We start from the raw sequence: 25,536 nt of genomic DNA, 5'->3' as shown, positions 1-25,536 counted from the left end.
CTATTTTAAATCTTGAATATCCAACATTCCGACGGGCTTGCCTCCATCGGTGACTAGAATTGTATCGACGCTTGTCTTTTTAAACAACGCGGCAGCGGCATCCAAAAGAGCATCGGCTTCAATCGAAACAGGCATTTTGTACTCAAACTCGCCTATTGTTTTGCTCAACACATCACGACCCTCACTTGAAAGCTTGCGACGCAAATCTCCGTCTGTAAATACTCCTTTTACGCTTCCGTCGGCATTGACTACGGTTACACAGCCAAAACCAAATTCAGTCATTTTGACAATAGCATCCGCCAAAACAGTATCCGCCGATACGATAGGGTTAATACCGTTGATGGCTTCGCCCACCGATACTGTAATCAGACGCGTATGTTCCACAAACTGCTGAGTACCAATGGCAGTGAAGTTATTCTCGGTCAAAGTCTTCATGATTTTCCAAGGCACGGTGATGGTGTGGCATCCCAAATCGATGGCATTGCGTACATGTTCAGCATTTCGTACCGACGAAAACATCACTTTAGAATCCGAGCCATAGAAATTTACCATTTCTACACACTCTCCAATAAGTTTGATAGCATCATAGCCTTGGTCTTGCATACGTCCAGCCAATACGCAAATGTAGCTAGCACCCGCACACAGAGCCATATAGGCTTGTTGAATGGTATATACAAGGTGTACGTTGACCATCATACCACGGTCGCGGAGCATCTTACAAGCGCGTACGCCTTCAAGCGAAACAGGAATTTTGAAAACCGTTTTGGTGGGGTCAAGCCCTAGCGCTAGTTGACGCTCTGCATCTTTGAGAATATCTTCGGCAGTATCACCAAGAGCCTCAATCTGAAGTACTGGAACAATTTTGGAAAGCTTTACAATCATGGCATCCAAGTCGGTAACGCCTTCGCGGTGCATGAAAGTAGGGGTAGTAGTAAGCCCCGCTAAAAAACCGAGTTGAAAAGCATTTTCGATTTCTTTTAAATCGGCTGAATCAAGGTATAATTCCATTTTTAATTGGTTACGCGTTAGGTTTATCCGTGGTATACGGCACAAAATTTCGGCAAAGGTCGCAAAAAAATAGAGGAACTCAATATGAAAGATTTGATTTAGTCAAGTATTGAAACTTTAGGTACTTCCACAATCTCGGTCTTCAAGTATCGTCCATAAGTAGTATACACCCATCTCTCCACTTTATGTTTTTCACTATAATGACTCGAATACCACCCTTCACTCAAACTTAAACGGACCTCTTGTCCTTTTTCGTCAAAAGCTTTCATCAAAAATTTGGTCGAAAAATCGGGGACGGGATGCCAAATCTGGTGCATAGGCAAATCAACAGGTGCATTCTCCAACCAATCTTCTATCACCCAGCGTAATTGTCCTTTTGTTTTGGTAACGCGCCGGCGGTGAATGATATTTTTGCCCAACTGCCCGAAAGCACGTATATATCCTTCAAAAACTACCACCGAGCCTTCTGTACTGATCCATTGCCCCTTTGCTTTTTTGATCCAATGATACCATACAAACCGTGGTCCCTTTTGCATGTGGTCGTAAGTATCTAGCATGAGGGTGTTGTGTGAGGCTGTACCGGCAAAATACTTTATCCATTGCTCATCGGTATTGTACAAATACGAACCTGCATCTCGCAAGATATTCTGACCTTCCACCCATATATCCACATGCAAATTGTCGGCTTGAAAAGGGCGATTTTTATACGCTCCACACCGAATAAAAGTCAGTACATTTTCTTCTTTAAAGCTATAATACCCTCCATTATCAAAATGCTGCAGAAATATTTTGGGGGCATCGTTTTTGGGTAATTCGGAAGCTTTTACTCCATACCAAAAGGCTTCTTCGGTATTTTCACGCTGTTGCCCGAGTACGGCTGCCAATGCCGCTAATTGAGGGCGATAATCACGAAAATGAGCATCTGAAAGTGGAAAAAACAGCGCGCCGTCATTATTGCCATAATTGGGCAGCCAACCCGTAATATCATCTTGGCATGATTCCAAAAACGCTAAAGACTTTTGAGCTCTTTCATACACTATTTCGCTGAAACGCTCCTGATTGAGGTATGCCAAACGAATCCCCCACGTGAGCAATTGTACCACCACTCGATGATAATTCATCGAAAACTGCAAAAAAGTACCGTCTTCGTAGATTTGATAGGCAATTTCTTCCTCAAACCATTTTTTACCTTTTGCCTTCCAGCGTTTTGATTCAGGAAAATAAGGGTATAATAACCCTATTAAATACAACGTGAGGGTTTCGGTAATGGCATGATTGTTTCGAACTGCAATCCGCGAAAAATCAATATTGGCTTCCACATGCCGCATTTGCCAATAAATAATGTGCATGATGCGTTCAAAACGCTCGGTAGTCAACGCTGGGCTATGCTTATAATAATGGAGAGCAAAAGTCCAATTGAGCACCCGCAGCGACATTTCTTGACTGCAACGCCAGTTGGGGCCGCAATTGACGGGATTGGCAGCAATCCAGCTATCAATCTCGCTAAAAACAGTTTCCGAAAAATCGGTTTGAGTATATAAGTCATAACGAATCAGGGGATATAAAAACGCAAATCGGGACTTTTCCCATACGTATTTGATGTCTCCTGCTGTAGACGAAAAATCTGGGATTTGGGTCCAATGCCGCGTAGCGTCGTAGCGATAGCTATTGGAAGGATTTACTAACCAATCTTTAACTTGATAATATTTTGCGCTAAAAAACAGGATATTTCCCGACTGATATTCGGCTATCTGCTGCTGTAGTTTAGGAGAAGACTCTACCTTTGACAGTGATAAAAGGCTGTTTTTACTTTCGAAAAAAAAAGAAACTGGCAACTCACGCCATTTTTCTACAGAAATCCACCTTTCAAAAGGGGGTGATGTGGGAAAAGCCGCTTTAAGTAGCCCTGTTTTTCGACGTACTTCATACCACAGGCGAAACCACGCATAACGCGGCCCCATGTTGCGTAATATTTGAAAAAAAGCCCACATTCCTTCAGAAAGAGAAAGAGCCATGACTTGGGGCCACGGCTCTACTACATGTGTTTTTGTTGTACTATTTTTCTTCCTCTACCTCTTTGGTTTCGGTAGCTGGCTCAAATACCTCGGGTAAATATTTCAAAAGGATATTGTACCAGTTGATAATCTTACGCATGTCAGACAAATACACTTTGTCGCTATCGTAGCCTGGCAAAACCTCCGACATAAAATCTACCAACTGATAGTCTGAAAGGGCTTTTGCATCCAATGTTTTATCTTTGTACTTGGCATGAATTGACAAAAACACATCCGCTAAAGGAATGGCTTTTTGGTCGTCAGCCATAAAAATAGAAATATCTTTCAACACCGACACTCTAGCAGAAGCGCCCATCATTGACTTGTCACGTTTGTCATCTAAGCTCTCGACGATTACACCTCCACGACCAGGTTTTAAAATGCGGTAAAGACCGCTTTTGCCCGAAAAATTGGCAATCTCTTTCAACAATTCCATATGATAGTAATGATTTTTGCGATGTTAATTTTAGCAATCAGGGCGCAAAAATAAAAGTTTTTTCAAACGTTTTACATCAAATCTAAAGGAATTAATCCTTTGCCAACAAATAGTTCCTCACCAAAGTTAATTCTATCAAACACAACAATTAGCATCCAGAATCAGTAGATTTGTAGTTTATTACCTATTTATATTTGTCAGTATTCATTCACTTGCCACCCTTATCCAATGCGAAGCGTTCTTATATTTTTAATGTTCTGTATTGCTACTTGTACCTTTGCTCAATCCGACACTACCATTACGCTCCAAGCCATTACGGGGCTTCAATATGACCTCGCCAGATTTGCAGTCAAGCCTTCTCAAAAGGTCACTATTGTGTTCAAAAATGTGGACGACATGGCTCACAACCTCGTTTTTACCCAGCCCGGCAAACGCCTCTCTGTAGTAGAAACAGTCATCAAAATGGGAGATAAAGCCCAAGCTACCAACTATGTTCCTGCTTCTACCGAAGTGTTGGCGGCAAGCAAAATATTGATTCCTAATACAACCGAAACATTTTCATTTGTGGCTCCTTCTCAAGAAGGAGTATACCCTTATGTATGTACATATCCAGGGCATGGCTATGTCATGTATGGCGCTATGTATGTCACTACTAAGGCATTGCCTCCTCTTAGCAAAGATTCCAACATTCCTCCTACGCGTCAAATCGACACGCCCGTCGAAATAGTTTCGCCGCATCCGTTTCCGTTGGAGTATCCTCTCATTTATCGCACTTTCATGCCCGACTGTGGTCCTGCCGCTATTGCGGTGGCTATCAATCCCAACCATTCTTATTGCTTCGATGCTGGCAAGTGTTATTTACGCTATGCTTGGACGGGTGGATTTGTGGACAATACTGCCCACTGGAAAGGAAACGGCAACGCTCTTGCTGCTGTCAAAGGAATCATTTATTTCAAAGACAAAGTCACTTATCCCCTGCGTATTGGAAAGGCTGACAAGCTCCCCGAAGTGCATTTTAAAGGATATTCACTCCAAAAACGTTTGCCCGTTTTTAGCTATACCCTCGACGGCATAGCAGTCAAAGAAACCTTAAAAAGCTTGATAGATGATAGCGGTCTGTCACGTACATTTTCGTTTGGGAAACCCACTCAACAAACTTTATATTTTGTAACACAAACCGACGACGGCATCGTTTATAAATCATCTACCGGCAAGTGGACCAATGGAGTACTGACGATTCCGAAAGGCACTACTCAACTTACGCTCACCATGAAGCGCCAAGCGGCAGCTCATTCGGTTCATCATCACTAGATTTTTATTTTTTGCTCGACTCATTCATTTGTAGATTTTTTTCAAAATGACCCGACCAATTTCTTTGCTTAGATACTTTCTGCTTATTTTTTTTATTGTTTCGGCATCGACCTACGTTGTTGTAGCTCAACGTGATACCATCACGAATTACTACGAAACTGAGCAAATAAAACTTCCCAAGGGCCTCCGTGCCGAAACAGGCGGCTTGGATTTTATGCCCGACGGGCGCTTAGTAGCTTGTTTTCATTTGGGAGAAGTTATGACTTATAATCCCAAAACGAAAGTTTGGAAAAAATTTGCCGAAGGTCTTCATGACCCACTAGGCGTAGTAGCTGTCAGCAACAGCGAGATTTTGGTGATGCAACGGCCCGAGCTTACCCGCATCAAAGATACCAACGGTGACGGCATAGCCGATGTCTATGAAACCGTCACGGACGATTTCGGGATGTCGGGCAACTACCATGAGTTTGCGTTTGGGCCTTTGAAAGATAGAGATGGCAATTACTTCATTGCACTCAATGTAGCCTCCAACGGCGCCGGCATACGCCCCGAAATCCGTGGCACTTACGATTCGCTAAGCCGTGAAGGTCGGATGTATTCGTGCGTGCCTTACCGTGGCTGGGTGATGAAATATAATGTAAAAACTCAAAAACTAGAGCCTTATGCCTCGGGTTTTCGCTCGCCTAATGGCCTAGGATTTGATGCCAAAGGGCGACTGTATGTATCTGACAACCAAGGAGACTGGCGTGGAACTAGCCCACTTTACCATGTCGAAAAAGGCAAGTTTTATGGTCATGTTGCGAGTCTTATTTGGGAAAAAGATTTTCCTCGTATCAAGCCCCTTTCACTACCGGTAGAGAAGCTCGATAGTATGCGTACTCGTGAAGCAATTGCCTTTCCTCATACCGAAATCGCCCATTCCGTGACCCAGCCTCTGCTAGACAATACGGGTGGTAAGTTTGGACCTTTTACGGGTCAAATGTTCATTGGAGAAATGGATTATCCACGCCTTGTGAGACTTTTGTTTGAAGAAATCAACGGCCAAATGCAAGGAGCTTGTGTTGCATTTGGCGATGGCACCGGACTGTTGAAAGGAAACAATCGCTTGGTTTTTGATAAAAATGGTGACTTATGGGTAGGTCACAATGACCACGGATGGGTAGGAGATGAAGGTCTGTCTCGTATTCACTGGAAAGGCAAAGTACCGCTCGACATCATGGCCATGAACCTTAGCAGCGACGGTTTTGATCTGACTTTCTCACTACCTGTCGATGCTGCGGTGGCATCCAACCCTTCACTTTACAAATTTCAGCGCTATTATTATAAATATCATCGTCCTTATGGTTCACCCAAAACCGATATTGCTGATGTAGCCGTAAAAGAAGTAAAGGTGTCGCCTGACGGAAAAAAAGTAAGCATAAAACTGGCTGAACTCAAAGCAGGCTATGTATATGACCTAAAAATGGGAGAACTCAAAACCCCCAACGGGCAACTGCTGATGAATCGCGCAATCTATTATACCCTGAATCAACTACGAAAATAATGGCTATCAGCATTAAAAAAGCCTTCCTAAGTTTTTAGGAAGGCTTTTTTAATTTGACCAGAAAATCAAGCAATTACATTTTTAATCACCTTTCCAGAGACATCTGTAAGGCGGAAATTGCGGCCTTGAAATTCGTAGATGAGTTTTTCGTGGTCAAAACCCAATTGGTGCAAAATAGTGGCTTGTAAATCATGAATATGCGTACGATCCTTGACCCCAAAGTAGCCAAGTTCGTCACTTTCGCCTATGCTAAAACCTCTTTTTACCCCTCCTCCTGCCATCCAGCACGTAAAAGCATCGGTATGATGGTCACGGCCTTTGAAAGGCATTTTTTTGCCATTTCGATTTTCCTGCATAGGCGTTCGGCCAAACTCAGTACCCCATACCACCAGAGTTTCGTCGAGCATTCCACGTTGTTTCAAATCAAATAAGAGTGCCGTCATGGCTTGGTCGATTTGATTGACTTTATCGCGTAGTCCAAACTCCAAAGAAGTTCCTTTTCCGTCGCCGTGGGTATCCCACCCCCAATCATATAGTTGTACAAAACGTACACCTTTTTCTACCAGTTTACGAGCCAATAAGCAGTTGTTGGCAAAAGAAGCTTTTCCAGGCTCTGTGCCATATAACTGATGAATGTAAGCGGGTTCTTTGCTTATATCCATCACTTCGGGCACCGATACTTGCATTTTGAAGGCCATTTCGTACTGAGCAATTCGCGCCAAAGTCTCGGGATCTTTGAATTCCTCATATTGCTGTCGGTTTACTTCTGACAAGGCATCAATGGCTTTTTTGCGTAAATCGCGATCTAGTCCGCCGGGGTCACTCAAAAAAAGCACAGGGTCGCCTTCGGAGCGGCATTGCACACCTTGATACACGGAAGGCAAAAACCCACTCCCCCACACCGACTTGCCTGCATCGGGGGCTTTGCCGCCCGAAGTAAGCACCACAAAACCCGGCAAATTTGAGTTTTCGGAGCCTAGTCCATACGTCACCCACGAACCCATAGAAGGGCGTCCTAGTCGTGCACTGCCTGTATGCATAAACAACTGCGCGGGGGCATGATTAAACTGATCGGTGTACATGGCCTTCAAAAACGACATTTCGTCGGCTACTTTTGGCAAGTGAGTAAAATAATCAGACATCCACGCCCCCGACTGACCATGCTGCTTAAACACTCCCACCGACCCAAGCATATCAGGAACTCCACGAATAAAAGCAAATTTTTTCCCCTCCAAAAAAGAAGGCGGGCAGGGCTTACCGTCGAGTTTGGCAAGTTCGGGTTTATAGTCCCACAGCTCCAATTGAGAAGGTGAGCCGCACATATGCAAGAAAATAACGGCCTTGGCCTTGGCGGCAAACTGCGTTATTTTAGGATCTAAAGGATTGGTAATAATGGGTGCACTTACTTTTTTTTCTGTCCCACATCCGCTAAAAATCGTCCCCAAGGCCATCATTCCTAGCCCTGAAGTACATTGTTTTAGAAAATGTCGCCGTGTTTCCAGCAACGCCGACTCTATTTGAAGTTCTTCTTGAAGTTTCATTCAGTTTTAATAGAAAAAACGATGTGTTTTTGAAAAAGCAAGTTAGCAAATTTTGATGGGTATTGTCTTTAAATTTCCCTACAAAGTATTTAATTTTTTATAGTCTAAACTATTTGGAAAAATAATAGACTATGCTTTTCTTTCAATTCCAAAACCAACAGCTACCATTATTTTGAATTTAACCGAACAATCTGTCGAAACATTAGCCCCCGACGCAGCTTCCCTAAAAGCAGGCAAAGCATTGTCAAACGCCGCTGGCTGGGTCACTACTTCGTACAACCAACGCGTGCTATGGGGCGAAATCAAAGGAAGTGGCTCCAAACCTTACCGCACCCAAGTCGATTTACAAAATATTGCCTTCAAATGCTCCTGCCCTTCGTTTAAGTTTCCATGTAAGCATGGACTAGGCTTGATGCTGGCTTTTGCCAAACAAAAAGAAGCGTTTACCCAAACCGACGACGAGCCTGATTGGGTCAAAGAGTGGATAGAAAAACGCACCCAAAAAGCCGAAGCGAAAAGCGAAGCCCCCAAAGAAAGTGTCCCGGCTGACGAGGAGAAGGCGAAAAAAAGCAAAGAAAAACGCCAAAATGAGCGCCTCTCACAGGTAGAAAGTGGCGTGGCAGAACTGCGCCTTTGGGTAAAGGATTTGGTAAGAGCAGGCTTGATTCAACTCCCGACGAAAGAAAGACGTTTTTTTGAACAAACGGCGGCACGTATGATTGATGCCAAAGCGTCGGGATTGGCGGGAAGAGTGCGGGTTCTTCGGGATTTGGATTACATTCAAAACAACGATTGGCAACGCAAAGCCCTCGAAATAACGGCGGAGTTATTTTTGCTCCTAGAAGCTTTTAAAAACCTTGATTCGCTTCCTCCTCTTTGGCAACTTTCTATCAAAAACCTCATTGGTTGGAGTCAATCACCCAAAGAATTACTCCAAAATCCTGAAGCGGAAAGAATCAGGGATATTTGGGTGGTATTAGGACAACACCAAGAAGAAACCGAAGGAATTATAGTCCAACGCAATTGGCTTTTAGGAACTGCTACGACTCGTACTGCCCTCATTCTCAATTTCGGCACACCCTTTTCGCCATTGGAAAACACCATCCTGCCCGGCACTATCATTGAAGCTGAATTAGTATTTTTCCCAGCAGTAGTGCCACAACGTGCCGCTTTAGGTGCCCAAAAAAGCTTTGTGTCGGAGTTGAGTTCTGAGCTTAGTTTTTGTAAGGGATGGCACGAAGTCTATACCAAACGCTCACAGCTTTTACAGCAGTTTCCTTTTATCAATGACCTGCCTTTTGTAATTGGGAATCTGCGTCTTGTGGTAGAAAACCAGCAGCCGATTTTGTGCGATGCAGAAGGTTTTTTTCATTCCATTGTTTCAGGCTGGGACGAAACCAAACTCCTCAGCCTGATGGCTTTTTCGGGGTTTCGACCCGTTAGCATTGCAGGCATTTATCGTCAAAATGGTTTCCTTCCATTAGGTCTTTTTCAACATAATAAATACATCCTACTCTAAACAGTATGTGGGAACAAATTATCCATACCGCTCTGCTCGGCACCGATAAGCTGAGTTTTGACGAAAATCTTTTACCCGAAACTTTACAACAAGTTTTGAGCAATTTGTCTTCGGACGACAAAGAAGGGCATTTTTTGAAAACAGCTGCGGTGGTTCATTTTTATCAAGAAAGTGGAAAAATACCACCACGTTTTACGGGAACACTTCCAACGGTTTTTGAGGAAGAAACGCAAGTTTTAGCTCCCCCAAAACTGTCGGCTCTCCTCCATGAAATCATAGAAGTGCATACCTACTATCGCAATCATTTGCTCGACCTCTGGTTTGATAAGCTTATTGCGAATCAGCAACTTATCCAGCCTGCGCAACTTGTCTCTTTAGTGATGTTAGAAAGTGCGCTACCTCAAAAATTCAGGCCCAAAATCCTGAAAGTCATCGGAAAGAAAGGTCTACAAATCTTGGCCTACAAAACCAATATTGAATCATGGCAAACGCTTCCTGAGGAGCTTGTATGGCAAGAAGGAAAACTAAGCGAACGGCGCGTATTTTTTAATAATCTTCGCCAAACCAATCCCCAAAAAGCGATTGAACTTCTCCAAACTACTTGGACTCAAGAGTCATTGGGCGATAAAAAAGCTTTTTTGGAAGTAATAGAAGCCTCATTTCAACCTTCTGATATTGCTTTTCTGGAGGGTATTTACTCCGAATTTAATTTCACACCCAAAGAGCGTAAAGGCCAAAAAGAATGTCGCGCTATTATTGCGCGGCTGTTGTTGCGCGACTCAAATAGTGCGTTTTTCCACCAAACCCAGCAAAGTTTGCTGCCTTATTTTGAAACCGAAAAAGGGAAAGGTCTTTTAAGTTTGGCATTTGGGCTAAAAGCCGTTTCTCTCAAACTTCCTTCGTCGGACGATGCCTTTTGGAACGCCGAAGCAATGATTTCGGTCTATGGTTTTGAAACTGCTCCCGATGCGGCTATTTTTCCAACCAATGCCCTTTATTGGCTTGCGTGTTTGATAGAGACTCTACCTTTTGAATTTTGGACAACTCACTTAGCCAAAAATTTGGAAGAAAGCCTTCAATACTTTTTCTCTGAGCCTTTTATAGTAAAAATAGAAAAACAAAATAGGGCGATTTTGAAAACAAGTCTTATCACCAATGCCCAAAAATTCAAAAATATTGCTTTAGCCGAAGCCCTTCTCAAATTGGTTGATTTCAATGAGCGGCCAAGTTTGTTGACGATTTTACCCGCGTATTTTTGTGAAAGCTACCTTATCCAACAAAAACAAGCCTTGAATCTCCAGTGGCTCGAAGCCTGCTTTGGTCACTCCCAAAATAAGTGGTCAGTCGATTTTTCTCAGTATATTTTACAAGAGGCATTTCTTGAAAGTACCACCAAAAACAAATACCTCTCCGAACAAATTGGGGTGCTGATGACCCGATACTTACACCCTGCGGCACTGCCTTTTTTAGAAAATTTGAAGGCTTCACCTACGCAAGCAAACAACTATTATTATATCAGTCATTGGGAAAAATGGTTTGTAGAACCCCTCTACAGATGCATCGACCTCAGCACGCGCATCGAAAACTTCGCTAATCAAGACTAAGATTCAAAAAACTAACCAATACGACCTCATGAATTTATTACGCCAACACGCCGAAGTACAATTTTCGGAAGAAATAGAAGAACTAAAAAAACAGGATTCGGGACACTTGCCGCCCAATTGGCACCTTTCGCCCCAAGCCGTTGTCACTTATTTGATGGGGGCGAAACTAAAAAATGGTTTTGAAGTCTCCCCCAAATACATCGGCGACCGCCGACTCATGGAAATTGCCGTGGCTACTCTCACCACCGACCGCGCCTTGCTGCTGTACGGCTTGCCCGGTACGGCAAAATCGTGGGTGTCTGAACACCTTGCGGCAGCTGTGTCGGGCGATTCGACTTTGCTCATCCAAGGGACGGCAGGCACGGGCGAAGAAGCGATTCGGTATGGGTGGAACTACGCCCGCTTGCTCGCCGAAGGCCCCACCGAAGGTGCGCTAGTCACTACTCCTATGATGACCGCTATGAAAGACGGAAAAATAGCCCGTATTGAAGAATTGACGCGGATTTCGGCCGATGTGCAAGATACGCTTATCACGATTCTTTCCGAAAAATCAATGCCCATTCCCGAACTCAGCACCGAAGTCCAAGCTATCAAAGGGTTTAATGTGATTGCCACTGCCAACAACCGCGACAAAGGTGTGAACGAATTGTCGGGTGCGCTCAAACGTCGCTTCAATACGGTCATTCTGCCCGTTCCTGACTCCGCCGACGAAGAAGTCGATATTGTACGTCGTCGGGTAGCAAGCATGGCCAAAACCCTCGACCTTCCCGCTCAAGCCCCTGCTTTGGTCGAGATTCAGCGGATTGTAAAGATTTTTCGTGAATTGCGCAGCGGTGCTACCGAAGACGGCAAAATAAAACTCAAAACCCCAACCGGCACCATGAGTACTGCCGAGGCGATTTCGGTCGTCAACAATGGATTGGCGTTAGCGGCTCATTTTGGAGATGGTGTGCTCAATGCCCAAGACCTCGCCGCCGGCCTTGTAGGTGCCGTAGTCAAAGACCCCGTACAAGACAAAGTAGTATGGAAAGAATACCTCGAAACCGTCGTCAAAACGCGTGAAGAGTGGAAAGACATCTACCGCGCTTGTCGGGAATTGAGTATTTAATTTTGTAATAAATCATGCCTATTCATATTCTCGGAATTCGTCACCACGGAGTGGGGTCGGCCAAAAATGTACGTGAGCAGCTAAAACTACTGCAACCTGACATGATTTTGGTAGAAGGCCCGCCCGAAATCACCGACGCCCTCCAACGCATCGGCCACGCTGACCTCAAACCACCCGTATCGGTGATGGTTTATAATACCGAAAATCCCAAACAATCGGTGTTTTATCCCTTTGCCGAATATTCGCCCGAATGGGTGGCGGCGGCCTATGCCCACCAAAACAACATTCCGCTTCGGGCCATCGACTTGCCGGCAGCCATTGGTTTTCAAATGGCTAATGACGAAATAAAAGAAGCCTCCGAAGCAGCCGAAAACCCCAACGAACCGCTGGAGAATGAGGAAGTTTTGGAACCTATGGAAGGAATCGCTGTGCGCGACCCACTCCACTACCTTGCCGACATCGCGGGCTTTACCTCGGGGTCTGAGTTTTGGGAGCATTATTTTGAAAAACAACATTTCTCGCTTCATCCCACAGAGCATTTTGAAGCAGTAACAACTGCGATAACCGCCCTGCGCGATGAGCAAATACCTTCCGCCCTTGAAAAAGAAAACCATTATCGGGAAGCTTACATGCGCGAACTGATGCGAAAAGCGCAAAATGAATTGTACCAAAACATCGTGATAGTATGTGGGGCATGGCACGCACCCGCCCTCCTCGACCTCGACAAAACCGCCAAAGCAGATAGTAAGATTCTGAGGTCGTTGCCCAAGACAAAAATAAAAACAATGGCCACGTGGATTCCGTGGACAAACAAGCGTCTCTCGCTAACCTCGGGCTACGGCGCGGGTATTGAATCGCCAGGCTGGGCCGAACATCTCTGGAAAACACCCCACGAATACGACCTGCGTTGGCTTACCAAGGTAGCGTCGGTTTTTCGCAAAAAACAAGTCGATATTTCCACGGCGCATGTCATTGAGGCAAGTCGATTAGCAGAAAGTTTGGCCGCCCTTCGCCAACAAGCTCATCCCAATTTGGGAGAACTCAACGAAGCGGTATTGGCCGTGATGTGCATGGGCGATGGCATCATGCTCAATTTGGTGAGAGAAGAGCTGATTGTAGGCAAAAAACTGGGCAAAGTACCCGACGATGTCCCTAAAGTACCGCTGCAAGGGGATTTTGAGCGTAGCCTCAAAAGCCTACGGCTCCCCCTTACGGCTAATGCCAAACAGTATGATTTGGATTTAAGAAACGAGAATGATCTCCAACGCAGTATCTTCCTGCATCGCCTTGAACTACTAGGAATGACTTGGCCCAAACGCGCCGATAGCCGTAGCAAAGGCACTTTTCGGGAATCTTGGACGCTAGAATGGGAGCCCGAAATGATGATTTCGTTGATTGAGAAAGCTTACCTCGGCAATACCATCGAGATAGCCACGCAGCAGGTAGTGATTCAGCAACTCGAAACCGAAACATCGGTAGGCAACATCGCCACGTTGATTCAGCGGGCTATTCCGGCCGAATTGTTTGGGGTGATGGAGCTGCTTCTCACCAAACTCAACGACCTTGCCACGCTCTCATCGGATGTCATTGATTTGATGACGGCCTACCCTCCTTTGGTACAAATCAGTCGCTATGGCAACGTCCGTAAAACCGACCTTAGCTTAATGCAAACGCTGGTAGAGCGGCTTATCATCCGCATTTGCATCGGCTTGCCCAATGCCTGCTATGGCCTTGACGACGCCAACGCCGATAAAATGTTTGTAAAAATAGGTCAAGTCAACGAGGCAATACTACTCAATGACATCGCCGAAACCTCCGCACTATGGCTCGAAACGCTCAAAAAACTCTTAGAAAAAACGGGGATTTCGCCCCTTATTATGGGCTGTACTTGTCGGCTACTGCTCGATGCGCAACATCTTTCTGACGAAGAAGCCAATCGACATTTGTCGTACTCATTGTCTATCGCCAACACTCCCACCGACGTAGCCGCTTGGCTCGAAGGTTTTTTGCGCGGGAGTGGTATGATATTAATCTACGACCACAAGCTTTGGAATTTGGTGTATCAGTGGGTCGCGTCTCTCACACCCGAAATTTTCATGGAATTGTTGCCGATTTTACGGCGTACTTTTTCCAAGTTTGAATACGCCGAGCGCCGCCAAATTGGTGAAAAAGCAAAAAAAGGACAAATTATTGATACAAATACAAACATAACCACTTCCTCCTCCCTCCTAGACACCGAGCGCGCCGAGCAGATTTTACCGGTGTTGAAGATGCTGATGGGGAATGTATAAACTTGCTGAAACTATGACTTTACAAGAAAGAACAGAGAAAATAGAGGCGTTTAGAAAAGTAATCGAAGAATGTACTTGGTACCCCGAAGTTAAGATAGTTGGGGAGGAGTTTCTAAATTATATTACGAGTGATTCTTCTTTGCTCCCCTCCCTCCCTATTAAAGGCTCTGATTCTCCTTATTACTTAAAAAAGTTTTTGGAGATTCTAGATGAACCAAAAAACTGGAATGAAATTGACAAAAGAATCATCAGAATAATTACACAACCGCACTATTGGAAAAATCCCATTCATAGGCCTTATTCTTATTTTTTTGAAGAAAGCTTTTATCGTCATTTTATTCCTGAAGTATTAAATGATGTAGAAGATCAAAATTTCAATGCGTTACTAGGATACTGGCAAGAATTTTCATTTGACACTAGTACATTAATAAAAAAAATCATTTCTTCTTCCTTTCACAAAGACCTACCTTGGTATAATTCAGATGCTTGTTTGAGAGCTTTTGGGAATTATATACTCAAGTTATCACAAGAAAATTTCGAACTTGCTTACTCTTATTTTGAGGGCTATAAAAGTTCGTTGCTTTTTAAACTACTTTTAATTCACGACTTCAATTATGCAGAAAGCCTTCTTCCTAAATTCTTAGCGGTAGAAGGCGAATATGATGGAGGAAAAGGTATCGGCCTTTACACGGTTCAAATTTTATTAGAAAAAGACCCAGAAAGATACGAACCCCTTATTATAGAGAAAATTCCAGAAATTGAGTCCGCCATTAATATGTGGGGGCTCTCCCAACTTCTTCTCCAATACTTACCCCAAAAGTATGAAAACAAACGCCTAGAACATGCTTATCTTCATATTGATCGAATTAAAAATGAAATGCGGCTAAAGGCAGAAAATTATCATGATTATAACGGTTGGGAAGAAAGGCGATGCGTTAATAAAGCAGAGCATTCTGTGCATTATATCATTGAGCATGACGCGCCAAACGCCCAAGAGTATTTATGTGATTTGTTGATAGTATGTAAGAACCCATTTTTTAAAAAAAAATATCTCCCTATCATCGTCAATGCCTACAAAGAGGCTATTTTGTCTATTCTTTTTTCAAAAGAAATCTTAATATCGCCAGACAAAGATCCTTATTTTAATTTTCACCCAACTTTTTTAAAAACTATACAAACCCTCAATTATCAACCCTATGAAGATAAAGTTTGGGAGTTTACACGTCACAAATCAAAAAAAATCCGAGAGCTTGCCGCTGTCACCCTCTCCAAACTAGGTGAACGCATCATTCCTGAGGCCGAAAAGCTACTCAACGACAAGAAGGCTGAAATTCGCCAAACGGCAGCATTGATTCTAACCTTGCTCAATTCAGCGCAAGCGCAGGCGGTTTTGATGAATGCCATCGATTCCGAAAAAAACGACGATGCTCGCGATACCATGCTCGAAGGCGTGGTGGGATGGTTGACATCTCAAGCTACCCAAGAAGCTGTTTTGCAAAGAGTAGCAAAGGCAAAAACAAGGGGCAAATTAGAAAAACCTTTGGAGTGGTGGTTGGACGAAACCCAGCTCCCAGCCTTGTATTGGCAAGATTCCCCAAAAAGCATTGATAGCGAAGTGGTTCGCTTTTTATGTTACCGCATGAGTCGCGCCAGAGACATCCGCACCGACCCCGAAGCCAAGCCTTTGCTCGCGCTTATCGACCGCCAAAGCAGCGGGGATTTTGCCAAAAAACTGCTCAAACTGTATTTTGACAACGGTGGCGATGCCAAATACAAGTTTTGTTTGACTTTGGGCGGCTTACTAGGCGACGACGACAGCAGCGAGCTCCTCAAACGCAAAGTAAACGACTGGGCGGATAACGGACGCGGAAAAATGGCCGAATATGCCGTAAAAGCCCTTGCCTTGCAAGGCTCCAACAAAGCCCTGCGAGCAGTAGAATTTTTCTCCCGAAAATATAAAAATAAGTATAAAAACATCGGTGCCGCCGCCCACGAAGCCTTCGGAATTGCGGCGGAAGAGCTCGGCATTTCACCTTACGATTTGGCCGACTCTATCATTCCAGATTTCGGTTTTGAGGGGCTTTTTCGGGAGTTTGAGGTGGATGGCGAAACCTATCGGGCCTTTATCAACACCGATTTCAAAATGGTTTTTCTGAACGAAGACAATCGCCTCCTGAAATCGCCCCCCAAAGGCATTTCCAAAGAACTAGCCGAAGAGTTTAAAGAAATTACCAAAGAAATCCGGGATATTGTTAAATCACAGTCTAGCCGATTGGAGCAATATCTAGTGATTCAACGAAAGTGGGAAGCCGAAAAATGGCAAGCCTTTTTTCTCCAAAACCCCGTCATGTTTGCCTATGCAGTGCGGCTGATTTGGGGAGCCTATGATGCCGACGGCCACCTAAAATTTACTTTTCGGTGCGAGCAAGACCAAACCCTCCTCAACGCCGAAGGAGAAGAGACCGAATTGGACGAAGACCTACATATTGGGATGGTTCATCCGATTTCGCTTTCGCCAGCATTAATCGACTATTGGAACGGCAGTCTGTACGACGCTGATATTGAGCCTATTTTCCCGCAACTTAATCGTAAAGTAATCCCCCTGCCCGAAGGCGATAAGCCGCTTGTGATTTCTAACGAATTCAAGGGAGTTAAATACGGCGGTTATGGTTTTACGAGTAAAATGGAAAAACTAGGATGGTACCGTGGCTCGGTAGTAGATGCAGGCTGGATATCAAGTTTTTATAAAGATTTTGCCGAAGCTAACATTACCGCCATCATTACCCAACAAGGCGAATTGAGCGTCGGAGACCCAAGTGCCCATGCCGAACTGAGCGAATTAATGTTTGTCAAACGCAATCAGGTAAGTTTTGGGAGCTACGTTTATGATGAACCTTCCAATGCAAACGACCCCCGTTTGGTTCCATTTGGCGAACTTCCTCCTATCGTATATTCGGAAGTGATGGCCGATATGCAGTTTTTTAAAGACAATCAATTGAAAGATTAAGATGAACGAAGACCAAGAGCAACTCAGAAAGTGGCGGCTCATCCTCGGCGGTGACGAAGCAGACGGGACAGGCTACAATCTGACTCAAAAAGATATTCAAATCGACAAAGCGTTGACGGTATTGTACGATTTTGAGCGAAAACGTCAGTTTAATTACGGAGATGCTAAAAAACAAGGCGGTAGTGAAGCCTCCAGTCCCAGCGTAGCGCGGTGGTTAGGCGATATTCGCAATTTTTTTCCAAACACAGTAGTGCAAGTAATGCAAAACGACGCGCTCAAACAGCCCGAATTGCAACGAAAACTGATGCTAGAACCCGAGATTTTGGAACAAACTACGCCCGACGTACATTTGGTAGCTACGCTGATGGAATTGGGAAAACTCATCCCCGAAAAAACCAAGGATACCGCCCGACGCGTAGTCGAAAAAGTAGTGGAAGAATTGATGGCTAAATTAGAGCAAAAAACCATCGCCGCGCTCACGGGAGCCTTGAACCGCTCCAGTAGGAACCGTCGTCCGCGTCACAACGAAATCGACTGGAATACTACTATTCGTAAAAACCTAAAACACTATCAACCTGAATATAAGACCATTATCCCAGAAGTAAGAATTGGCTATGGACGTAAATCAAGGCGGTCGCTAAAAGATATTGTGCTCTGCCTCGACCAAAGTGGCTCGATGGGAACGTCGGTGGTGTATTCGGGTATTTTTGGCGCAGTGATGGCGTCCTTGCCCAATGTCAAAACCCAGATGGTGGTGTTTGACACCCAAGTAGCCGACCTTACGGAAGACCTCAAAGACCCTGTTGATTTGCTTTTTGGGGTACAACTAGGCGGAGGAACCGACATCAATTTGGCCCTTCAATATTGCCAGCAAATCATTCGCCAGCCTGACGATACCATTTTAGTTTTGATAACCGACCTGTACGAAGGTGGCAACCTCGCCGAAATGCGAAAAAGAGCCGTGGCCTTGGTGGAGTCGGGGGTGCAAGTCATTTGTTTGTTGGCACTCAACGACGACGGAAGCCCTTCTTTTGACGCACAAAATGCCCAGTTTTTCGCCAAACACGAGATTCCAGTTTTTGCCTGTACGCCCGATATGTTTCCTGATTTGATGGCAGCCGCTATTCAGAAAAAAGATTTGTTTCAATGGGCTGGTGAAAATGGCTTAGTGTTAAAAGGTTGAAATAAACCCTGCCAACGTTCCGAAAAAAACGTTGGCAGGGTTGAGCTTATTCTTTCACAATAAACGCCAACGTAAAACCCTGCCAACGTTCCGAAAAAAAACGTTGGCAGGGTTGAGCTTATTCTTTCGTAATAAACTCATCCATGTTGAGCATGATATTGGCTACTACAGCCAAAGCCGCCGTTTCGGCGTCCGTATTACACATCCAATCTTCTTGTTTTTTGGGGTCTTTTCGGAATCGTACCAAGGCTTCTTGGTAGAGTTTTTCAAAAATCTGTTGCTTTGAGTGGGGCAAACTGCGCCCTGTCATCCACCAATAGCCTTTTTGTAAGCGCGACGAAAGCGTTTTTCCTCCTTCAAACTCCATTCTACGCGCAAATTGCTGCGATATTTCCACAAAGGCCGAATCATTGAGTGTCACCAATGCCTGCAAAGGAGTGTTGGTACGGATACGCCGCGCCAAGCATACATCGCGTGTAGAACCATCAAAAGTAAGCATACTCGGATATGGGCTTGACCTTCTGATGTAGGTATAAATCGCCCGACGATAAGCATCTTCCCCTGAACTAAGCTGCCACTTAGCACTGCTATATACCGCCTGCCATACACCTTGTGGCTGATAAGGCATTACGGGTTTACCATACATTTTACGACTGAGCAAGTTGCTGACAATTAGAGCTTGGTCGCGTACTTGTTCACCAGAGAGACGTACGCGAGGCCCTCGTGCTAAAAACCGATTGGCGGGGTCTTTGGCGCGTAGCTCATCACTCACCCGCGAATCTTGACGGTAAGTCGCCGACATGACGATTTCTTTGAGCAAAGGTTTGAGTTGCCATTTAAAATCATTCATGAATTGATACGACAAAAAGTCCAGCAATTCTTGATGGGTGGGGGCAAAACCTTGCGTTCCCATGTCTTCGAGGGTTTCGACTAGCCCCGTCCCAAACAGTTGCTCCCATACTCGATTCACCATTGTACGGGCGGTAAGAGGATTTTGTTTGTCCGTAATCCACTGCGCTAATCCTAGTCGATTGCGCGGGGCATTTTTGGGAAAAGGATGCAATGACTTAGGCACGTCAGGCTCCACGGCTTTGGTGGGCGAAAACATACTCCCTCGCTCAAAAATCCGCGTAGTGCGCTTCAAATCAGCCGGATTTTCGAGCATAATAGGTACATTTTCGGTTTTAGCCAACAGCAAATCATTGAAGTTTTGCAGCTGTTTCTGATAGCCTTCTTTGCCTTTTCCGGCTAAATCCTCCTCCAAAAACATCACCCAGTTCATCAAACATACATCTTGGGTTTCGGTTTCTAAGTTGGGATTACGAAAAATAAAGTGAAGGTCTTTACGCGTATTAAAAGTGGGGAGATTTACCCATTTGAGAAGCGTCAGGCCATTCCAAAAATTTCGTCCTCTTGCCGTATCAAGTTTTACTACGGCCAAAGTAGGGCCGTTCAAACTGTCGGTTTTGATTTCAATACTTCCCCCTTTTTGGGCCGTAACGTACGAAAGCAGCATTCGGGTTTTACCTACTACGGGCGCGTTTTTGAGCCGACAGCTCCCGCCATTTTGCATTCCCATATAAGAGCTTGGCTCCGAAGTGCCTTTCTGAAAACTATCAAAATGGTGCGCATAAATCCGTGGCTCGACGGTTCGTAGAAAACGAACCACCTGTTCAGATTTCTTTTCCGAAACATTGGTTTTAAGCCACGCTGCGAGTTCATCTAATTTTTTCTGGTCATTTTCTTCAAAAAAACGCAAATGCCCTGACTCGTCCATCACATCTTCGTCGCGTGTATTGTTGAAAAACGCCATGTATTTATAAAACTCCTCATGCTTGAAAGGGTCGTATGGATGACTGTGGCACTGCACACACGCAAAAGTGGTACTATTGAAAGCTACCCAATTGGTACTTACCCGGTCAAATACCGCCGACACCCTAAACTCTTCGTCGTCGGTACCACCTTCGTCATTGTTCATGGTATTGCGGTGAAATGCCGTCGCAATCAATTGGTCTTCGGTAGGTTTGGGCAACAAATCTCCCCCCAATTGTTCGGTGATAAATTGGTCGTAAGGCATATCATTGTTAAAGGCCTTGATGACCCAATCTCGGTAGCGCCAAATATTACGCGCATCGTCTTTTTCATAGCCTTTTGAATCGGCATAACGAGCCAAATCCAACCACATGGCCGCCCATTTTTCGCCAAAAGCAGGAGATTTGAGCAACGAATCAACGAAGGTCTCATAGGCTTTCGGCGACTTATCGTTCAAAAATTGCTTGTATTGTTTCTCAGTAGGGGTAAGTCCTGTCAAATCTAGGCTCACTCTTCGTAATAAAGTAGCACGGTCAGCTTCGGGAGCGTGTTTAAGTCCTTCCTTTTTGGATTTTTGTTCCACAAAATAATCAACATCCGTTTTAGCCCAAATACTATCACCCGTTAACTTTTCCCACCAAGAAGGCTTAGGTACTTCTTGTTTTTGAACGGTTTCGTATGCCCAATGTTTACCCCATTTTGCACCTTGATTGACCCAATCGGTCAAGATTTCGACCTCTTCTTTACTCAGAGGATCGCCTTTTTTGGGCATTCTTTTGTCGGGGTCGGAGGTGGTAAGACAAGTGATAAAGGCTGAGGCATCCGCATCGCCAGGTACAATGGCAGGTTTCCCTGATTTGGTTTTGGCCAAGGCTTCTTCTTCAAAAAGCAGGCTAAAGCCTCCTGCTTTTTTGACCCCACCGTGACAAGCCATGCATTTTTTGTTGATAATAGGCTTGACTTGGGTATTAAAATCCACTTCATTTCCACTCAAAGTATGATAGCCATACCCTAAAACCAGAGCGGCGGCAGCTATAAATAAAGCTTTATTTAAGAAAGTCATGATTTTGGAGGTGTGAGTGTCTCACTAAAAGGTATCAACACAAAGTGCCTATGAAGGTTGATAAAATTATGAACCACCATAGACACCTCAGATTGTGTACCGATACAAATGTGATTTAACTATAAAACGCAGAAAATCACCAAATTTACCTTTTATAAAGGTTAAACATTTACCAGAATTCCTAATTTACGGTCCTCTTTCCAGCGTCCACGAGTAAAATCTGGGAATTTGACGGGTGCGTTACCGCCTTGAATAGAAAGAGCAGAAAGTGGCGTTACCGACGACCAAGAGGCCGCATCATATACATCCATGTCAAGGGCAGTACCTCGATTGAAGCAATCGATAAGACGATAAATCAACACGAAGTCCATACCGCCATGACCACCGTTTTTCTCGATTTCTTCCTTCATTTTATTCCAAATTGGGTGCTTATATTGTTCCCTCAAAGCCTTGTATTCATCTTCTTTCAAGAAACCGTGCCCTTGGCCTTTTTTCGAAAATTGGCTTGGATATCCCATATGGAAGGCTTTGGTACCTGCAAGCATATTGATACGACTGTATGGACGCGCCGTAACTACATCATGCTGCACCAATATCGTACGACCGAGGTGCGTTTTGATGAGGGTATTGTTCATATCACCGTGCTTGAAGCCTTTCTTGCCATGAAATTCGTTGGAAGGGTCGGTCATGCTAGTAGAATCTTCGCTGAGGCTTGCTTCCAAGCTACTCATCGAGACTAGGTGATTAAAGCGGTCGCCACGGTCGATGTTGAGGTACTGAGACACTGGCCCCAAACCGTGCATGGGGTAGAGGTTTCCGTCACGGGTCAGATTATGACGGATTCGCCACTGGTTATAATAAGTAGTTTTTGAAAACAACAAATCTCTCAAATCGTGAATATACCCGCATTCGGCGTAAGTAAGTGTCCCAAACACACCTTGTTGGGCCATGTTAAGAAGCCATAATTCTTCATCGCCGTAGCAGACGTTTTCGAGCATCATGCAGTTTTTCTGGGTTTGCTCGGCCGTATTCACTAGTTTCCAACAGTCTTCGAGTGTATAAGCAGCAGGTACTTCGGTAGCTGTATGCTTGCCTTGCTGCATCGCATAGACACACATCGGTACGTGATCTTCCCAAGGCGTGGCAATAATGACAAGGTCGATGTCGTCGCGGCGGCACATTTCTTTCCACGCATCTACTTTGGAATGATAGTAGGCCACATCGTTGACACCTTTTGACTCAAGCCACTGCTTGGTACGGTTGGTATAACGCTCCTGAATATCGCAAACGGCCACGATTTTGGCCTTTGCACCGCAGGCATGTACCAGCTTAACGTGTCCCGAGCCCCGATTACCAACCCCAATAAAAGCCACTCGTACTTGTGGAATCGGGGCGGTTTTAAGGCCGATTACCGATTTTCCCGCTGGTTTTGGGGCTTCGTTGGCGCGTTGTATTTGGGCTTCAATAGAATTGTTGTGGGCGTTAGAAACAAAAGGCAGCCCTAAAGCAGAACCAATCGCAGCCGTTGCTTTCAGAAATGAACGGCGTTCTAGGAAATTTTTCATGTGTGGCAAAAAAAGGTTTGAAAGTTTAGATTGGGTTTGGAATGCAGGTAACAACGAAGCTATCGCTCAGACTAAAAGTGATAACTTTTGCATTGCGCAAGCAAATTAATAAATTTTTTTAAGAAATAAAAAAAGGGAAATTGGTTTTTAATCAATCTCCCTTTTTAGTATATGTAAACTTTAATATAGAGTATGTTCCCCTTTACGAAATCGAGGCACCCGCCCATACTTCCTTATGGGGCTGCAAGAGCGACAGGCTTCCGTCGCGGTCTTCGGCCATCAGAATCATTCCGTTGGATTCTTGCCCCATGATTTTGCGAGGGGCGAGATTGGCGATAAACGTCACTTGACGACCAATCATCTCTTCGGGCGTAAAATGCTTGGCGATGCCACTCAAAATAGTGCGTTTTTCGAAGCCATCGTCTACCAAAAACTTCAGCAACTTATCACTTTTAGGCACTTTTTCAGCTTCCAAAATAGTGCCGATACGTAAGTCTAACTTTGAAAAATCATCAAACTGAACAGTAGGCTTCAAAGCAGGTACCGACTTGGTGGCTAATTCGTTCATTTTTTTTGCGTCGTGTAGTTTCTGGATTTGTTTTTCGATAACAGAATCTTCAATTTTTTCAAACAATAAAAACGCTTCTCCAATCGCAGCTCCGTCGGGTAGTAAATCAGCCCTGCCCGCGCTCTGCCACACGCCTTTGTCATTGGCATTGAGACCTAATTGTTGCTGCAATTTTTCGGCAGTAAAAGGTAAAAATGGTTCAGAAACAATCGACAAATTGGCCGCAATTTGTAAAGCAATGTTCATGATGGTATTGACACGTTCGGCATCGGTTTTGATGACTTGCCAAGGTTGGGTTTCGGCCAAATATTTGTTGCCAAGGCGCGCCAAATCCATCAATACTGCCAACCCCTCACGGAAACGATAATTTTCGACTGCCTCGGCGATTTTGGCAGGGAAATCAGCAAGGCTAGCGAGCGTTTCTTGGTCAAATTCCGTCAATTCGCCACGTGCAGGCACTTTACCGTCGCAGTATTTATGAGTCAACACCACCGCCCGATTGACAAAATTGCCGTATATCGCCACCAATTCACTATTGTTACGGGTCTGAAAATCTTTCCACGTAAACTCACTGTCTTTGGTTTCGGGGGCATTGGCGGTGAGCACATAGCGCAATACATCTTGCTTGCCGGGAAGTTCTTCCAGGTATTCATGCAACCACACCGCCCAATTGCGCGAGGTAGAGATTTTATCTCCTTCCAAGTTCATAAACTCATTGGCGGGTACATTGGAGGGCAAAATATAACTCCCTTCGGCCACGAGCGTGGCAGGGAAAATAATGCAATGGAACACGATATTGTCTTTCCCGATAAAGTGTACCAGTTCCGTTTCTTGGTCTTTCCACCAAGTCTCCCAACCCGCATCACTGCCATTTTTCTGAATTAACCAATCTTTGGTAGCTGAAATATAGCCAATCGGCGCCTCAAACCAGACATATAGCACTTTACCGTCGGTGTCGGGCAAGGGGACTTTGATGCCCCAATCTAAGTCACGTGTCATGGCGCGAGGGCGCAAACCTTCTTTGAGCCACGATTGGCATTGGCCAAATACGTTGGTTTTCCATTCGGTATGGCTACCTACATATTTGTCAATCTCAGGCTGCATTCTGTCCAATGGCAAGTACCAGTTTTTGGTAGATTTCAACACAGGCTTTGAGCCTGAAAGCGTCGAATGTGGTTCTTTCAATTCCAACGGACTAAGAGCCGTACCGCAGCGCTCACATTGATCGCCATAGGCATTGGGATTAGCACAGACGGGGCAAGTACCGATGATGTAGCGGTCGGCCAAAAACTGCTGCGCTACTTCATCATAATACTGCTCGCTTGTTTCTTCTACAAAACCCTCTTTATCGTAAATAGTCTTGAAGAACTCTTGAGAGGTCTCATGATGAACAGGCAAACTAGTGCGTGAATATACATCAAATGAAATCCCAAAATCAGCAAATGACTGCTTGATTTGGGTGTAGTATTTATCAACTACGGCTTGAGGGGTAAGCCCTTCTTTTTTGGCACGAATCGTAATCGGGACGCCGTGCTCATCGGTACCACTCACAAAAGCAACCTCTGCCCCTTTGGCTCTTAGATACCGTACATAAATATCGGCAGGAACATAACATCCCGCCAAATGCCCAATATGAATAGGTCCGTTGGCATAAATCAAGGCCGCCGTGACGGTGTATCTTTTACTCATGATGTATTTTGTCAAATTTGAGGGGCAAAATTAGTAAAATAGTACGGGAATGGAGAATGGAAAATTTTATTAGAAATAATGTAATCAAGGTAGGGGCAGGCCTTGCGTCTGCCCTTGCGTCTGCTCCAGGCCTTGCATTTGTCCCTACATGTATTGTTATGTCTGCCCCTACCGCATTTTATTGCCATTTTCCGGTAAACGCAAGGATTGACCAAACGCATTTTAATGCCATTT

The 25,536-nt window shown here is 44.7% G+C and carries 15 protein-coding genes; 8 read left to right on the top strand and 7 right to left on the bottom strand.

Annotated elements, in window-relative coordinates; translation table 11 throughout:
- The 3 genes from P1X15_RS18770 to P1X15_RS18760 all read right to left on the bottom strand — a co-directional run bounded on the left by P1X15_RS18770 (position 1) and on the right by P1X15_RS18760 (position 3,498).
- Entirely contained in the window at positions 1 to 1,008 is a 1,008-nt protein-coding gene (locus P1X15_RS18770; protein WP_277339669.1) for a transaldolase family protein, read from the bottom strand.
- A 98-nt stretch (positions 1,009 to 1,106) separates the two neighbouring features.
- Positions 1,107 to 3,023, bottom strand: coding sequence for an alginate lyase family protein (locus P1X15_RS18765; protein WP_277339668.1), 1,917 nt, complete (start codon positions 3,021 to 3,023; stop codon positions 1,107 to 1,109).
- A gap of 40 nt (positions 3,024 to 3,063) precedes the next feature.
- Positions 3,064 to 3,498, bottom strand: a complete 435-nt coding sequence (locus tag P1X15_RS18760; protein ID WP_277339667.1) for a DUF5606 domain-containing protein — start codon at positions 3,496 to 3,498, stop codon at positions 3,064 to 3,066.
- Between the two features lie 228 nt (positions 3,499 to 3,726).
- On the opposite strand from P1X15_RS18760, the gene P1X15_RS18755 reads away from it, so the two are divergent.
- Positions 3,727 to 4,809 carry a plastocyanin/azurin family copper-binding protein gene (locus P1X15_RS18755; RefSeq protein ID WP_277339666.1) on the top strand — a complete coding sequence of 361 codons (1,083 nt, stop codon included), beginning with the start codon at positions 3,727 to 3,729 and terminating at the stop codon, positions 4,807 to 4,809.
- A 46-nt stretch (positions 4,810 to 4,855) separates the two neighbouring features.
- Complete coding sequence (locus tag P1X15_RS18750) at positions 4,856 to 6,352, top strand: hypothetical protein (protein ID WP_277339665.1); 1,497 nt, start codon at positions 4,856 to 4,858, stop codon at positions 6,350 to 6,352.
- A gap of 65 nt (positions 6,353 to 6,417) precedes the next feature.
- Here the strand turns inward: P1X15_RS18750 and P1X15_RS18745 are convergent, their stop codons facing one another.
- Positions 6,418 to 7,893, bottom strand: a complete 1,476-nt coding sequence (locus P1X15_RS18745) for a DUF1501 domain-containing protein (protein WP_277339664.1) — start codon at positions 7,891 to 7,893, stop codon at positions 6,418 to 6,420.
- Between the two features lie 172 nt (positions 7,894 to 8,065).
- Here P1X15_RS18745 and P1X15_RS18740 point away from each other — a divergent pair, with 172 nt between their 5' ends.
- The 6 genes from P1X15_RS18740 to P1X15_RS18715 are packed head-to-tail and all read left to right on the top strand — an operon-like array spanning position 8,066 to position 18,605.
- On the top strand, positions 8,066 to 9,412 hold the full coding sequence (locus P1X15_RS18740; RefSeq protein WP_277339663.1) for an SWIM zinc finger domain-containing protein: 1,347 nt from the start codon (positions 8,066 to 8,068) through the stop codon (positions 9,410 to 9,412).
- Between the two features lie 5 nt (positions 9,413 to 9,417).
- Positions 9,418 to 11,016, top strand: a complete 1,599-nt coding sequence (locus tag P1X15_RS18735; protein WP_277339662.1) for a DUF5691 domain-containing protein — start codon at positions 9,418 to 9,420, stop codon at positions 11,014 to 11,016.
- 28 nt (positions 11,017 to 11,044) lie between these two features.
- Positions 11,045 to 12,124 (top strand): AAA family ATPase, encoded by a 1,080-nt coding sequence (locus P1X15_RS18730; RefSeq protein ID WP_277339661.1) that lies wholly within the window; start codon positions 11,045 to 11,047, stop codon positions 12,122 to 12,124.
- 14 nt (positions 12,125 to 12,138) lie between these two features.
- A complete protein-coding gene (locus P1X15_RS18725; RefSeq protein ID WP_277339660.1) occupies positions 12,139 to 14,415 on the top strand; it encodes a DUF5682 family protein in 2,277 nt (758 codons plus the stop codon).
- A 13-nt stretch (positions 14,416 to 14,428) separates the two neighbouring features.
- A complete protein-coding gene (locus P1X15_RS18720; protein WP_277339659.1) occupies positions 14,429 to 17,422 on the top strand; it encodes a DUF4132 domain-containing protein in 2,994 nt (997 codons plus the stop codon).
- A gap of 1 nt (position 17,423) precedes the next feature.
- Entirely contained in the window at positions 17,424 to 18,605 is a 1,182-nt protein-coding gene (locus tag P1X15_RS18715) for a VWA domain-containing protein (RefSeq protein WP_277339658.1), read from the top strand.
- A 118-nt stretch (positions 18,606 to 18,723) separates the two neighbouring features.
- Here the strand turns inward: P1X15_RS18715 and P1X15_RS18710 are convergent, their stop codons facing one another.
- The 3 genes from P1X15_RS18710 to metG all read right to left on the bottom strand — a co-directional run bounded on the left by P1X15_RS18710 (position 18,724) and on the right by metG (position 25,302).
- Positions 18,724 to 21,480 (bottom strand): DUF1553 domain-containing protein, encoded by a 2,757-nt coding sequence (locus P1X15_RS18710; RefSeq protein ID WP_277339657.1) that lies wholly within the window; start codon positions 21,478 to 21,480, stop codon positions 18,724 to 18,726.
- 161 nt (positions 21,481 to 21,641) lie between these two features.
- Positions 21,642 to 23,045 carry a Gfo/Idh/MocA family protein gene (locus P1X15_RS18705; protein WP_277339656.1) on the bottom strand — a complete coding sequence of 468 codons (1,404 nt, stop codon included), beginning with the start codon at positions 23,043 to 23,045 and terminating at the stop codon, positions 21,642 to 21,644.
- A gap of 202 nt (positions 23,046 to 23,247) precedes the next feature.
- The gene (metG, locus tag P1X15_RS18700; protein WP_277339655.1) at positions 23,248 to 25,302 is read right to left on the bottom strand and encodes a methionine--tRNA ligase; all 2,055 of its coding nucleotides are present in this window, start codon (positions 25,300 to 25,302) and stop codon (positions 23,248 to 23,250) included.
- Positions 25,303 to 25,536: the final 234 nt, after the last annotated feature.

This window comes from Runella sp. MFBS21, from assembly GCF_029433105.1.
In the GTDB taxonomy this organism is placed as follows: domain Bacteria; phylum Bacteroidota; class Bacteroidia; order Cytophagales; family Spirosomataceae; genus Runella.
The sequence above is the reverse complement of the archived record's forward strand: the minus strand, read 5'-3'. Positions and strand labels throughout refer to the sequence as shown.

Excerpts from the sequence above, each read along its gene's own strand:
- P1X15_RS18750 (WP_277339665.1), top strand. The coding sequence starts at position 4,856 with ATGACCCGACCAATTTCTTTGCTTAGATACTTTCTGCTTATTTTTTTT.
- P1X15_RS18730 (WP_277339661.1), top strand. The coding sequence starts at position 11,045 with ATGAATTTATTACGCCAACACGCCGAAGTACAATTTTCGGAAGAAATA.
- P1X15_RS18725 (WP_277339660.1), top strand. The coding sequence starts at position 12,139 with ATGCCTATTCATATTCTCGGAATTCGTCACCACGGAGTGGGGTCGGCC.
- P1X15_RS18765 (WP_277339668.1), bottom strand. The coding sequence starts at position 3,023 with ATGGCTCTTTCTCTTTCTGAAGGAATGTGGGCTTTTTTTCAAATATTA.
- P1X15_RS18755 (WP_277339666.1), top strand. The coding sequence starts at position 3,727 with ATGCGAAGCGTTCTTATATTTTTAATGTTCTGTATTGCTACTTGTACC.
- P1X15_RS18770 (WP_277339669.1), bottom strand. The coding sequence starts at position 1,008 with ATGGAATTATACCTTGATTCAGCCGATTTAAAAGAAATCGAAAATGCT.
- P1X15_RS18760 (WP_277339667.1), bottom strand. The coding sequence starts at position 3,498 with ATGGAATTGTTGAAAGAGATTGCCAATTTTTCGGGCAAAAGCGGTCTT.
- metG (WP_277339655.1), bottom strand. The coding sequence starts at position 25,302 with ATGAGTAAAAGATACACCGTCACGGCGGCCTTGATTTATGCCAACGGA.
- P1X15_RS18735 (WP_277339662.1), top strand. The coding sequence starts at position 9,418 with ATGTGGGAACAAATTATCCATACCGCTCTGCTCGGCACCGATAAGCTG.
- P1X15_RS18720 (WP_277339659.1), top strand. The coding sequence starts at position 14,429 with ATGACTTTACAAGAAAGAACAGAGAAAATAGAGGCGTTTAGAAAAGTA.
- P1X15_RS18705 (WP_277339656.1), bottom strand. The coding sequence starts at position 23,045 with ATGAAAAATTTCCTAGAACGCCGTTCATTTCTGAAAGCAACGGCTGCG.
- P1X15_RS18715 (WP_277339658.1), top strand. The coding sequence starts at position 17,424 with ATGAACGAAGACCAAGAGCAACTCAGAAAGTGGCGGCTCATCCTCGGC.
- P1X15_RS18710 (WP_277339657.1), bottom strand. The coding sequence starts at position 21,480 with ATGACTTTCTTAAATAAAGCTTTATTTATAGCTGCCGCCGCTCTGGTT.
- P1X15_RS18745 (WP_277339664.1), bottom strand. The coding sequence starts at position 7,893 with ATGAAACTTCAAGAAGAACTTCAAATAGAGTCGGCGTTGCTGGAAACA.